Origin of the sequence: Olsenella absiana (assembly GCF_036408855.1) — a bacterium.
In the GTDB taxonomy this organism is placed as follows: Bacteria; Actinomycetota; Coriobacteriia; order Coriobacteriales; family Atopobiaceae; genus Olsenella_K; species Olsenella_K absiana.
In genome coordinates this window covers 15629-28442 of the sequence record NZ_JAZGJQ010000008.1, presented here as the reverse complement: position 1 = coordinate 28442, position 12814 = coordinate 15629, and the positions used below count along the sequence as shown (strand labels likewise).

Below are 12814 nucleotides of genomic sequence, written 5' to 3'. Positions count from 1 at the left end.
ATCGGGGCCCCTTTTCGTTACTTTGCGATAGGCTCTGAGGGGCAGAGAGGCCGCCTGAGGCCAGAAAGGGGAGTGTCGTGGGCCAGACAGCAGCGAGCAGTACGGAGGACCTCACGAGGCCCCTCGTACGCCTGGGGCCGCAGCCAGTGCGACAGGTCCCAACCGTGGGCGGGGCGGCCGCCGCGTCCACCCTCGTGGTCGAGGTCGGCTATCGTGGCGCGGGCTTCTCCGGCTTCGCCGAGCAGCCTGCGGAGAGGACCGTCGCGGGAGAACTCAGGCGCGCGCTCGAGACGCTCCTGCACCGCCAGGTTGAGATGGAGTGCGCGGGCCGGACGGACGCGGGCGTCTCCGCGCTCGGGCAGTTCGTGTCCGTGCCCCTCGCCGCAGGCGAGCTCGAGGGGCGCGAGGGGCGCAGGATCGCCCGGACCCTCATGGCGCTCACGCCCGGCGACGTCTCCGTGCGCGGGGTCCTCACGGCTCGCGCGGGCTTCTCGGCCCGCTTCGACGCGCTCGAGCGTCGCTACCGCTACAGGATCGCGACGGGCAACGCACGGCCCGTACTCGCCTGGGACCACAGCTGGTGGTTCCGCGGGGAGCTCGACGCGGACGCCATGGGCGAGGCAGCGCGGGCGCTGGTGGGCGAGCACGACTTCAGGAGCTTCTGCAAGGCCTCCTCGGCTGCGCTCATGGTGGAGGCCGGTCGCTCGACCTCGCGCTTCCTGAGCTCGGTGGAGGTCTGCCGGGTCGTCGAGGCGGGCGAGCCGCTCGTGTGCGTGGACGTGGCCGGCAACGCCTTCCTGCACAACATGGTCAGGATCATCGTGGGCTCGCTGGTGGAGGTGGGGCGCGGGCACCGCGACGCCCGGTGGTTGGAGGCGGCCCTCGAGGCGCGCAAGAGGAGCGCGGCCGGGCCGACGGCGCCCGCCGCGGGGCTCGTGCTCGAGGGGGTGTCGTACCCGGCGGGAGCGCTCGAGCGGCTGTGGTAGGCCGGGTTTGCGGCGAGAGGGCCCAGGGACCGGGCGCGGCCCGTACCGCCGGATGGGCGTCCTGTGGCCGCCGATTTGTGCTTCGTTTGAATTCGCACGGGGCGCAGGGCCTTTCGGCATGCGCCCCGGAGGGTGCTGGTAGATTGTTTCTTGTCATTGAGCCGAGCCCATATCGAAACAGGTAGTGAATGCCGCTAGGTGACAAGTGCTATCCCATGGTTTCCGTCGTCATCCCTGCGTACAACGTCGAGGGGTACGTGCGCAGGGCCATCGAGTCGCTCCAACGCCAGACGCTCACGGACTTCGAGCTTCTCGTGGTCGACGACGGGTCCACGGACCGCACGGGCGATGTCATCCGTCAGTGCACCCGGCACGACCTGCGCATCGTTGACTTCCACACGGACAACGGCGGGGCCCCTGCGGCGCGCAACCTCGCGCTTGCGCACGCGCGCGGCAAGTACGTCTACTTCATGGACGCAGACGACTGGGCGGAGGAGACCATGCTCGAGGACATGGTCGCCCTCGCCGAGCGCGAGAGCCTGGAGCTCGTCGTCGCCGGGTTCTACATCGACACCTACTACGGAGCTGAGGGACAGCACACCTCGGAGGTGAAAAGCCGCCCGTCGGCCGTCTTCGAGACGCAGCAGGAGTTCCGTGCCGCCGCCTGGCAGCTCTTCGACCAGAACCTGCTCTATCCGCCATGGAATAAGCTCTTCCTCCGCGAGCGCATAGAGCGGATCGGCCTCCGCTTCAGGGACACCTTCTGGGACGACTTCCCCTTCGTGCTCGACTACATCCGCGACGTCGAGCGTGTCGGCGTGATCGAGCGCCCCTACTACCACTTCATCCGTCAGCGCAGCGAGTCCGAGACGAGCCGCTGGCGTCCCGACATGTACGAGAAGCGCGAGGAGGAGCACGGCTGGATGCTCGATCTCTACCACCACTGGGGCCTCGACGGCGACCCGGCGAGCATGGAGGTCGTGCAGAGGCGCTACATCGAGCGCCTGGTCGGCTGCATCGAGAACGTCTGCAACCCCGAGTGCACCTACCCGACGGACGAGAAGCTCCGCCTGATCGAGCAGATGATCACCAGCGAGCGCGCCCAGCTCGCCGTCAGGCTCGCGCGACCGCGCACCCTCATGATGCGGACCATGCTGAACCCCATCAAGACCAAGAACGCGCGGCTCGCCTATCACGAGGGCAGGTTCATCTCCTTCGTGAAGGACCACGACGCGCGGATGTTCGCGACCCTCAAGGCCAACCGGTAGGGGCTGGCTGCGCAGGTGGGGCCGGCCGGCGGTGCGGGCCGGGACGGCCGGAGCGGCGACGGGCCTCGCCGTCCGCGCTTTTCGGGCATGTTACGAGCCGGGGTCGGGCGGGTTTATCTCACGGATCTGGCTTGCGCGTCCACGGGGTGCGGCGTATAGTGCCCGGCAACGCACGAGACGACCCAGACGAGGAGGTGCACCATGGCCGGCATGAGCGACGTTCGTTCCAACCTGAGCTGGTGGTGGCGCCCCGTCCTTGCTGTCGGTCGACTGTGAGGCTCGTGCGCCACGTAGAAGGGGCGCAGGGAGGCCCCCGGGAGACCGGGGGCCTCTTTTTTGTGCGTCCCGGATCCCACTCCCCCGCCAACGTCCTCGGGCCAGCGCCCGAATCCAAGAGGAAGGCAAAGACCATGACCGAGAAGACCACCGCATCCGTCGCCTCCGCCCGCACTGTCTCCGAGGGGGCGAGGCAGCACGGTATCCTCGACGTCTCCTCCCTGGTGCTGCTGGCGGTCCTTCTCGCCGCCGGAACCATCCTGAACATGACGGTCGGCAACGCGCTGGCGACCATCGGCATCAAGCCGCAGTTCATCATCTCCGCCTACGCGATCGCGATCCTGCTGACCGACGCCAGGGCGAGCCAGGCCGCCCTCTTCGGCCTCCTCTCCGCGGCGGTGATCCAGCTCTCCACCTCGATCCCCGGTCTCAACTTCGCGACCGAGCTCGCGGGCTCCCTCGCCATGTACGGCGTCGTGAGGCTGATGACGAGGGAAGGAAGGCGCGCGGCCGCAGCGCCGCTGGTCGCGGCCTTCGTCGCCACGCTGGTCTCGGGCACCCTGTTCGCCGTGCTCGGCACGGTCGTGATGGGGGCCGCCGTCGCCACCGCCCTGGTGAAGGTCCCCATCGTCCTCGGCACCGCGGTCTTCAACGCCATCGTCGTCCAGGCGCTCGTGGTACCGCTGTCCAAGGTCCTGCACCGCGCCTAGCGCCGGGAGGGGAGACCCCCGCCGCCGGCCCGGCGCATGCCGGGCTGGCGGAGCCCGACCGGGTCCGGCGAGGGGCGACTCGCCGGGCCTCACTGCACGACAACGATTCGAGGAGCACGACCTTGCAGCAAGATCCGATCATCCAGATGCGCGACGTGAGCTTCACCTATGCCGGCGCGCCCGCCCCGTCGCTCGAGCACGTGACGCTCGGCGTGGGCGCGGGCGAGTTCGTGGGCGTCGTCGGCCCCTCGGGCGCCGGCAAGTCCACCCTTGCCGCCGCCATGTCCGGGGCCATCCCGCACCACTTCTCCGGCGAACTCTACGGCGCCACGCTGGTCTGCGGACGCGACACCTGCGAGTCGAGCCTCACGGACATCTCGCGCGTCGTCGGCAGCGTTCTGCAGGACATCGACGCGCAGATGGTGTCCTCCGTCGTCGAGGACGAGATGCTCTTCGGGCTCGAGAACTTCGGCGTGCCGCACGACGAGATCCCCGGCCGGGTGGAGGAGGCCCTCTCGACCGTGGGCGCGGCCGCCCTCAGGCACCGAGAGATCTCGACGCTCTCCGGCGGCCAGAAGCAGAAGGTCGCGATCGCGGCCATCCTGGCGCTGCGCCCGCGCGCGCTCGTGCTGGACGAGCCCACGGCCGCCCTCGACCCCGCGAGCTCCGAGCTCGTCTTCGAGACGCTGCGACGCGTCCGCGAGCGCGAGGGGATCGCCGTCGTCGTGATCGAGCAGAAGGTCGCCCTGCTCGCCGAGCACTGCGACCGCGTGGTCGTGATGTCTGGCGGCAGAGTCGAGCTTGACGGCGCCCCGCGCGAGGTCTTCGCCCATGCCGCCGAGCTGCGCGCCATGGGCGTCGACAGCCCGCGCGTCGCACGCGTGACGAACTCCCTGGTCGAGAAGGGCCTGCTTGCGCCCGGAACCCCGCCGAGCCTCACCGTCGCCGAGGCGCACGACGCCGTGGCCGCGCTCCTCGCGCCCAAAAAGCCGGGCGGTGCGTCCGCAGCCTCGGGGCTGCGGCCGGCGCCCGGCCGCTCGCCCCACGTGCCAGCGAGCCGTCCCCACGCCGAGGGGGCGGAGCCCGTGGTCCGCCTGGAGGGGGTGGGCTTCTCCTATGCGGGCACCGGCGACGGGGTGAGCGGCGTGGACATGAGCGTCTACCCCGGCGAGCTCGTCGGGGTGATCGGGCAGAACGGCGCCGGCAAGACGACCCTGACCAAGCTTCTGAACGGCCTTCTGCGCCCGGCTGCAGGACGCGTCCTGATGGCGGGCATGGACACCCGAACGACGCCGATCTCGACCCTCGCCCGGGAGGTCTCCACGCTCTTCCAGAACCCCGACCGCCAGCTCTGCAAGAACACGGTGATCGACGAGGTCGCCTTCGGCCCCGAGCTGCACGGGGTCGCGCGCGAGGAGGCCTTGGCCAGGGCGGGGAGGGTCGTGGAGCGCTTCGGGCTTCCGGCGGACGAGTCGCCCTTCGTGCTCTCCCGCGGGCAGCGGCAGATGGTGGCCCTCGCCTCCGTCGTGGTGATGGAACCGCGCGTCGTCCTGCTCGACGAGCCGACCGCGGGCCTCGACTACCGCGAGTGCATGACGGTGATGGACACCGTCCGCGAGCTGGCCGAGAGGGGCTGCGCCGTCGTGATGGTCTGCCACGACATGGAGGTCGTCTCGGACTTCGCCGAGCGCGTCCTCGTGATGGCCGACGGCCGGGTCGTGGGGCGCGGGCCAACGGACGAGGTCTTCGCCCAAGGGGACCTGCTCGCCCGGGCGAGCCTGAGGGCGCCGGAGGTGGCGCGGCTCTCCGCCGCGCTCGCCGCCGACGTCGACGCCCGGCTCGGAGGGCGGACGCAGGTGGGGGACCTCGTCGACGCGATAGGGGAGATGGTGCGCAATGGTTAGGGTCATCGACTACGTGGAGGGCGACACCCTCCTCCACCGGCTGAACCCGGTGGCCAAGCTTGCGCTCGCGGCCGGCATCATCCTGGCGACCTTCCTCGCCAGGACCTGGGCCGTCCTCGTGGCACTTCTCGTCCTGACGCTCGCGCTCGGGGCCTACGCGCACGTCTCGGACAGGCTGCGCTCGATCCTCAAGGTGCTCCTGCCGGTCGCCGCGGTGATGCTCGCCCTGCAGTGTGCCTTCGTCACCGGGGGCGATCACGTGCTCCTGTGGATGACGACGGACGGACTGACCTCGGGAGGCAAGGCGTGCCTGCGCCTTCTCGGCGTAGCCCTGCCGCTGATCCTCGTGCTCACTGTGACGCGCCTGAACGACCTGGCTAACGCCTGTGTGGAGGTCCTGCACGTCCCATACCGCTACGCCTTCACCTTCACCACGGCCCTGCGCTTCGTGCCCGTCTTCGGGCAGGAGATGAACGCGATCATGGAGGCGCAGACGGCCCGTGGCGTCGAGTACGACACCAAGAACCCCTTCCGCAAGCTGCGGCTGATGCTGCCGCTGTGCATCCCGCTGCTGGTGAGCTCCGTGGGCAAGACGGACGCGACGGCGCTCGCGGCCGAGCAGCGCGGCTTCTACCTGAGGACGCGCGAGAGCAGTTACCGGCGCTACCCCCTCAAGGCCGCCGACTGGGCGTGCGTGGCGCTGGCCTGCGCGCTCGTCGTGCTCGGGGCAGCCCTCTAGGCGCCCTCGGGACCCCTGTCGACAAGGGCGCGCCGCCGCGAGGGAGGCCGGCGCCCACCGCGACGAAGAAGGAGCCGCCCCGGGCCAGCTCGGCCCGGGGCGGCTCCCGTCTTGCACGTCCTTCTCGGCTGCGCCCGCGGGGGCGAGGCCGAGGTCCCTGGCTAGGCTCTAGGAGAGCTTCGCGGTCATGTCGGCCGCGGCGGCCTTGCCGGCGCCCATGGCCAGGATGACCGTGGCGGCACCGGTCACGATGTCGCCACCGGCCCAGATCCTCGGGTCGGAGGTCTGGCCGGTCGTCTCGTCGGCCTCGATGTAGCCCCACTTGTTGACCTTCTCGGGCCCGATCAGCTTGGCGATCGGGTTGGCGTTGGTGCCGATGGCGGAGATGCCGAGGTCGCAGGGGAGCAGGTCGACGGAGCCCTCGATGGGCACCGGGCGACGGCGGCCGGAGGCGTCCGGCTCGCCGAGCTCCATGTTCTGGACCTTCACGAAGGCGACGGAGCCGTCGTCGCCCGCGACGAACTCGAGCGGGCTGGCGAGCTCGTGAATCTTGACGCCCTCGGCCTTGGCGTGCTCGACCTCAGCGCGACGCGCGGGCATCTCGGCCTCGGTGCGGCGGTAGCACAGGGTGACGGTCTCGGCGCCCAGGCGCAGCGCGGTGCGGACGGAGTCCATGGCCACGTTGCCGCCGCCGAAGACGACGACGTTCTTGGCGCGCTTGGTCGGCGTGTCGTACTCGGGGAAGCGGTTGGCCTTCATGAGGTTGACGCGCGTCAGGTACTCGTTGGCGAAGAAGACGTTGGGGAGGTTCTCGCCCGGGATGTTGAGCATCTTGGGGAGGCCGGCGCCCGTGGCGATGTACATGGCGTCGAAGCCGTACTCGCCGAAGAGCTCCTCGGCGTCGGTGATGCGGCCGACGACGGAGTTGTACTCGAACTTGACACCGAGCTTCTCGAGGCCGTCGATCTCGCGCTTCACGACCGCCTTGGGCAGGCGGAACTCGGGGATGCCGTAGGCGAGGACGCCGCCGCCGGTGAAGAAGGCCTCGAAGATCGTGACGTCGAAGCCGTTGCGGGCGAGCTCGCCGGCGCAGGCGATGCCGGAGGGGCCGGCGCCGATGACGGCGACCTTCTTGCCGTTCTTGGGGGCCATCTTGGGCTCGGAGGCGAGCTCGGGCTGGTCGCCGAGGAAGCGCTCGAGCTGGCCGATGGCGACCGGCTCGCTGCGCTTGCCCATGATGCAGCGGCCCTCGCACTGGTTCTCCTGCGGGCAGACGCGGCCGCAGATGGCGGGGAGCATCGAGGCCTCGTGGATGATGTCGAGGCCGCGGCCGAACTCCTCGGCGCGGATGGCCTCGATGAAGGCCGGGATGTTGATGTTGACCGGGCAGCCCTGGACGCACAGCGGCTTCTTGCAGTCGAGGCAGCGGTTGGCCTCGGCGAGCGCCATCTCCTTGGTGAAGCCCTTGTCGACGGGGCGGAAGTCCTTGGCGCGCGCGATGGGGTCCTCTTCGTTGGCCGGGGTCCTGGGGGCCTTTACGTTAGGGACGTAGCGACCATTTACTTGCGGCATGCGCACCTCGCCTCCTCATAGGCCTTGATGGCCTGTCCTTCCTCGGTACGATAGGCGGCCTGGCGTGCGCGCAGGTCGTCCCAGTTGACCTTGCTCGCGTCGAAGTCGGGGCCGTCGACGCAGGCGAACTTGGTCTCCCCGCCGACCTCGACGCGGCAGCAGCCGCACATGCCGGTGCCGTCGACCATGATGGGGTTGAGCGAGGCGAGGATGGGGGTGCCGTGCTTGACGGCGGTCAGGGTGGCGAACTTCATCATCGGGACGGGGCCGACGCAGAAGACGTGGTCGGCGTCGCCGGACTCGAGCAGGCGGTCCTCGGGCGCGGTGACGACGCCCTTCTCGCCGTAGGAGCCGTCATCCGTGGTGATGTGGATGTGGTCGTCCGGGAGGATGGAGCGGAACTGGTCCTCGAGCAGGAGCAGGTCCTTGGTGCGGGCGCCCATGATGGCGTGGACCTCCATGCCGCTCTCGACCAGCTGGCGCGTGATCGGGAAGGCGATGGCCAGACCGACGCCGCCGCCGATGACGCACCACTTGCCCTTGCCGAACTCGCTCGGCTGGCCGAGCGGGCCGGTGACGTCCTGGATGCAGTCGCCCACCTCGTAGGTCGAGAGCATCATCGTGGTCTTGCCGACCACCATGAAGATGAACTCGACCCAGCCCTCCTCGGGGCTCCAGTCCGCGAAGGTGAAGGGGACGCGCTCGCCCGTCTCGTTGGCGCGCACCATCAGGAACTGGCCTGCGTGCGCGTGGCGCGCCATCTGGGGCGCCTCGATGCGGAACTTGAACACCTTCTCCGAGAACTGCGTCTTATCGAGGATTTTGTACATCAACGAACTCCTCTCCCAATACTTCCGGGTGCCGCCTGCGCGCTCCCCGCGTGCGGACCGGCCCCACCACGTGCCGTGAGGACGGTGCGTCCGCGGCACAAAGACATTCTCCATAGTACTCTTTCGAGGCGAACGCAAGGCCGGCCTTGCGAGCAGCCGCCGAGAACCCGCGGGCGTGGCCCGAGGTCGGTGGGCGGCGTGTGCCTGCGCCCCTAGCGCCTGCCCAGGCACGCCTCCACGCCGCGCTCGAGGCAGAGCGCGGCCAGGTCGGCCGCGTCCTCCGCCTCCGCGAGGAACTCCTCGAGGAAGGCGCCCTTGAGGGTGCGCAGCGCCCAGTCGGCGACCGACATCCTCCCGGGCGGTCGCCCCGTGCCGACGCGCAGCCGCGCGAAGTCGCGGGTCCCGAGCTTGCTCGCGATCGAGCGGAGGCCGTTGTGGGCGTTGAGGCCCCCACCGAACTTGACCTCGAGCGCGCCGGGCGCCAGGTCGACCTCGTCGTGGACGACGAGGACCTCCTGGGGCGAGACGTGGTGGGCGCGCATGAGCTTGGAGAGCGGGCCACCGCTCGTGTTCATGTAGCTCTCGGGCTTGGCGAGAAGGACCGTGCGCTCGGAGCCGTCCTGGGAGCGTACGGGGTAGGGGGCCACCAGCGCGCCTGCCTCGCTCTTCCAGTAGCGGACGTCCGCGCGGCGCGCGAGGGCGTCGACGGTAGCGAAGCCGGCGTTGTGGCGGGTGTGCTCGTACTCTGCGCCGGGGTTGCCGAGGCCGCAGACGATCCGTATCTCCTTGGGATGCGTCGCCATGGCCGTCACACCAGCCTGAGCCCGGCGTCGCCCCGGGCGTTGTCCGTGCGCGCAGCCCCTCCCTGGGGCGCCCGCGCCGCGCGGGCGGCGCGCATCTGGGCGACGCGCTCGGCGGCCTCCCGGTCGCTCTCGCGATGCCACTCGACGGAGGCCTCGGAGACGGCGAGGCGGCACGCCTTGTTCCTCAGCGCGAGCCGGCGCACCTCGTCGAGGGTGCCCGCCTCGCGCGCCTGGCCGACGAGGCGGCGCGCCTCCTCGGGGTCGGCGCCGAGGAGGTCCGGTAGCTCGTCATCCTCGACCTCGAGAGCGCGCTTGGTCGCGAGGGCGTCGAGGGCGGCCGCCTGCTCGGTGGCGGAGAGGGCCTCCTCGTCGATGAGGCCGGCGAGGGGCGAAAGCTCCCCCTCGTGCTCCTCGAGCGAGCGGCCCTGATCCCTGAGCCTGGCGTCTGCCTGCGAGCGGATCTGCTCGCGCGTCCTCTCGACGTCCGCGTCCGGGACGCGCTGGACGAGCCGGGCGGCGAGCGCCGCGAGCGTCTGGGAGATGACCTGGTCCCTCACGGCCAGGTTGTTGGAGGCGCTCACCTGGGAGCGCACCGCCGAGCGCAGCTGGGCGAGGTCGCGGGCGCCATGGAAGTGGGCCTGCAGCCACTGGGGGTCGTCGAGGTCGGACGCCGTCCCCCCGAGGCTCGCGACCATGCTGTCGAGCGCGTAGCTCACGTCCTCGTCGGTGACCTGGGGGACGTAGACCTCGATCCGAACGGGGTCGTACGAGGAGAGCGTGTAGTAGGGCCGCCCGTCGACCATGAACGGCAGCGGCCTCGTGTCCTGGGGCAAGGGTCTCCCTTCCGGTGCCATCGGCGGGACCGTCCGCCCCGCCGGCGCCATAGTGCTTAAGGCAGCACCATTATACTTTGGTGCCTTGCGGGCCCAGCCCGCGCCACCACGTGGATGGGGGGTCGCCATGGCACAGGGGGTCTCCGGCGCGCCCGCCGCGCGCCCGCACGCGTCGGTCAGGGACGTCGACGTGCTCGTCGTGGGGGCCGGGCCGGCGGGCATCTTCTGCGCGCTGGGGCTTCTCGCCCGCGCCGGCGCCCGCCACGTCACCCTCGTCGAGAGGGGGCTGCCCGTCGAGCGGCGGCGCTGCCCCAAGGCCTCGGGAGGGCGCTGCGCCCACTGCGACCCCTGTCGCATCACCACGGGCTTCTCGGGCGCCGGGGCCTTCTCCGACGGCAAGCTCTCGCTCTCCTGCGAGGTGGGCGGCGACCTGCCGGAGCTCCTCGGCCGCGACTTCGTGCAGGAGCAGATCGGGCGCGTCGACGACATGTACCTCGGCTTCGGCGCGGACGCGCGCACCTGGGGCACGGCCTCGCCCGAGCGCGTCGCCGACATCCGGCGCCGCGCCATCCGCGCCGGGCTCAAGCTCGTGGACTGTCCGATCCGCCACCTCGGCACGGAGTGCGCCCAGAGGATCTACCTCGCCATCGAGCGGCACCTGCTCGACGCCGGCGTCGAGGTCCTCTTCGAGCACGAGTGCCGCGAGGTCATGGTCGAGGGAGGGCGCTGCCTGGGGGCGCGGGTGCGCGGCCCCGCGGGCGAGGTCGAGCTCCGCGCGCGGGAGACGGTCGTCGCGACGGGCAGGCGCGGCGCCGCCTGGCTCGTGCGCATGTGCGACGAGCACGGGATCGCCCACGAGCCCGGGCCGGTCGACATGGGCGTGCGCGTGGAGGTCCGGAACGAGATCATGGAGGACGTCAACAACGTCCTGTACGAGAGCAAGCTCGTGGGCTACCCCAACCCGTTCCGCGACAAGGTCCGCACCTTCTGCCAGAACCCGGGCGGCTTCGTGAGCCAGGAGAACTACGACGGGGGCCTCGCCGTGGTTAACGGCCACAGCTACAAGGGCCGCAAGAGCCCCAACACCAACCTGGCGGTCCTGTGCTCCCAGAGCTTCAAGGAGCCGTTCGACAGGCCCATCGACTACGCCCGGCACGTGGGCGAGCTCATGAACATGCTGGGCGCGGGCCACATCCTGGTCCAGCGCTTCGGCGACGTGCTCGACGGAAAGCGCACATGGCCCGAGGAGCTCACGCGCTCCAACGTGGTCCCCACCCTCCCCGACGCCTGCGCCGGGGACGTGACGAGCGCCATGCCGTACCGGGCGATGACCAACATCGTCGCCTTCATGCAGGCCGTCGACCGCGTGGTGCCGGGCTTCGCCAGCAACGAGACGCTCCTCTACGCGCCCGAGCTCAAGTTCTACAGCAACCGCGTCACGATGGACGCCCACCTCGACACCAACGTAGCGGGCCTCCACTGCCTGGGCGACTCCTCCGGCTGGACGCGCGGGCTCATGATGGCGTCGGTGATGGGGCTCGTGATGGGGGAGGAGCTCGCGTCGAGGTAGCCCTGCGGCCCGCGTCCGCGGCGCAACGCCCTTCCCGCTCGGCGCCGACGTCCTTCTCGGCCTGCTGGCGCCCCGGCGCGCGCCCCGCTCTCGCCCGAGCCGATTGTGGAGAGCCCCGCGTGCCGCGGTGGGCGACGTATGGGCAGACAGCGCAGGTGGTAGACTTCATACGCTGAACATTCGACCGCCGGGCGGGCCTGCCGGCGGGAACTACCCCGAGGAGCTGTGCATCATGGGCGATAAGCTTGAGAAGATCATCGCCGCGTACGAGGAGCTCGAGAAGAAGATGATGGACCCCGCCATCGCCTCGGACCCCAAGGAGTACGCGCGCATCGCGAAGGAGCACGCCAGCCAGGCGGAGCTCGTGGCCAAGGCGCGGGAGTACCTGCAGGCGCTCGACGACATCGAGGCGGCGAAGGAGATGCTGCATGAGGCCGCGGACGCCGAGGAGAAGGAGATGCTCCAGGAGGACATCTCCGAGAACGAGCAGAAGCTGCCCGGCCTCGAGGACGAGATCAAGATCATGCTCATCCCCGGCGACCCCAACGACGAGAAGGACACGATCGTCGAGATCAGGGCCGGCGTCGGCGGCGACGAGGCCGCGATCTTCGCCGGCGACCTGTTCGCCATGTACGAGCGCTTCGCGCAGTCGCGCAAGTGGAAGATCGAGGTCCTGTCCTCCTCCCCGAGCGACGCGGGCGGCTTCAAGACCATCGAGTTCAAGGTCATGGGCGACAAGGTCTACTCGGTCATGAAGTACGAGAGCGGCGTGCACCGCGTCCAGCGCATCCCCAAGACCGAGAGCCAGGGCCGCATCCAGACCTCCACGGCCACCGTCGCGGTCCTGCCCGAGGCCGAGGACATCGACATCGAGATCAAGGACGAGGACCTGCGCATCGACACCTACTGCGCCTCCGGCCCCGGCGGCCAGGGCGTCAACACGACCTACTCGGCCGTGCGCATCACGCACTTGCCAACCAACACGGTCGTGCAGTCGCAGGACCAGCGCTCCCAGATCCAGAACCGCGCGGTCTGCATGGAGATGCTCCGCGCGCGCCTGTACCAGATGGAGCTCGAGAAGCAGCAGGAGGAGCAGGGGGCCGAGCGCCTCTCCCAGATCGGGCACGGCAACCGCTCCGAGAAGATTCGCACCTACAACCAGCCCCAGGACCGCGTGACCGACCACAGGATCGGCTTCAACAGCACCTACACGGGGGTGCTCCTGGGTGACAAGCTCGGCGAGGTCATCGAGGCGCTCGCCGCCCAGGACCGCGCGGACAAGCTCGCGCAGGCGGTCTGAGAGTGAGGTGGACGGGGCCGGGG

Annotated in this window: 11 protein-coding genes; 7 read left to right on the top strand and 4 right to left on the bottom strand. The window is 70.2% G+C overall.

The window, feature by feature from the left end; genetic code table 11:
* The first annotated feature begins 77 nt into the window (after positions 1-77).
* From truA to VXJ25_RS07230, 5 genes are all read left to right on the top strand, one after another.
* Positions 78-986: a tRNA pseudouridine(38-40) synthase TruA gene (gene truA / locus VXJ25_RS07250; RefSeq protein WP_330958545.1), complete on the top strand. Its 909-nt coding sequence runs from the start codon at positions 78-80 to the stop codon at positions 984-986.
* 188 nt (positions 987-1174) lie between these two features.
* Positions 1175-2254, top strand: coding sequence for a glycosyltransferase family 2 protein (locus tag VXJ25_RS07245; protein ID WP_330958544.1), 1080 nt, complete (start codon positions 1175-1177; stop codon positions 2252-2254).
* 410 nt (positions 2255-2664) lie between these two features.
* A complete protein-coding gene (locus VXJ25_RS07240) occupies positions 2665-3240 on the top strand; it encodes a hypothetical protein (protein ID WP_330958543.1) in 576 nt (191 codons plus the stop codon).
* A 122-nt stretch (positions 3241-3362) separates the two neighbouring features.
* A complete protein-coding gene (locus VXJ25_RS07235; RefSeq protein WP_330958542.1) occupies positions 3363-5144 on the top strand; it encodes an ABC transporter ATP-binding protein in 1782 nt (593 codons plus the stop codon).
* Positions 5137-5883 (top strand): energy-coupling factor transporter transmembrane component T family protein, encoded by a 747-nt coding sequence (locus VXJ25_RS07230; RefSeq protein ID WP_330958541.1) that lies wholly within the window; start codon positions 5137-5139, stop codon positions 5881-5883. Before VXJ25_RS07235 ends, VXJ25_RS07230 begins: the two co-directional genes overlap by 8 nt.
* 168 nt (positions 5884-6051) lie before the next feature.
* Here VXJ25_RS07230 and gltA read toward each other — a convergent pair whose 3' ends face one another.
* From gltA to VXJ25_RS07210, 4 genes are all read right to left on the bottom strand, one after another.
* The gene (gene gltA, locus VXJ25_RS07225; protein ID WP_330958540.1) at positions 6052-7455 is read right to left on the bottom strand and encodes an NADPH-dependent glutamate synthase; all 1404 of its coding nucleotides are present in this window, start codon (positions 7453-7455) and stop codon (positions 6052-6054) included.
* Positions 7443-8285: a sulfide/dihydroorotate dehydrogenase-like FAD/NAD-binding protein gene (locus tag VXJ25_RS07220; RefSeq protein ID WP_330958539.1), complete on the bottom strand. Its 843-nt coding sequence runs from the start codon at positions 8283-8285 to the stop codon at positions 7443-7445. Before VXJ25_RS07220 ends, gltA begins: the two co-directional genes overlap by 13 nt.
* A gap of 212 nt (positions 8286-8497) precedes the next feature.
* A complete protein-coding gene (pth, locus tag VXJ25_RS07215; RefSeq protein ID WP_330958538.1) occupies positions 8498-9088 on the bottom strand; it encodes an aminoacyl-tRNA hydrolase in 591 nt (196 codons plus the stop codon).
* A gap of 5 nt (positions 9089-9093) precedes the next feature.
* Complete coding sequence (locus tag VXJ25_RS07210) at positions 9094-9921, bottom strand: trigger factor (protein WP_330958537.1); 828 nt, start codon at positions 9919-9921, stop codon at positions 9094-9096.
* Between the two features lie 127 nt (positions 9922-10048).
* Here VXJ25_RS07210 and VXJ25_RS07205 point away from each other — a divergent pair, with 127 nt between their 5' ends.
* Both VXJ25_RS07205 and prfA read left to right on the top strand, forming a co-directional pair.
* The gene (locus VXJ25_RS07205; protein WP_330958536.1) at positions 10049-11491 is read left to right on the top strand and encodes an NAD(P)/FAD-dependent oxidoreductase; all 1443 of its coding nucleotides are present in this window, start codon (positions 10049-10051) and stop codon (positions 11489-11491) included.
* Positions 11492-11723: 232 nt separating this feature from the next.
* Positions 11724-12791 carry a peptide chain release factor 1 gene (gene prfA / locus VXJ25_RS07200; RefSeq protein ID WP_330958535.1) on the top strand — a complete coding sequence of 356 codons (1068 nt, stop codon included), beginning with the start codon at positions 11724-11726 and terminating at the stop codon, positions 12789-12791.
* Positions 12792-12814: the final 23 nt, after the last annotated feature.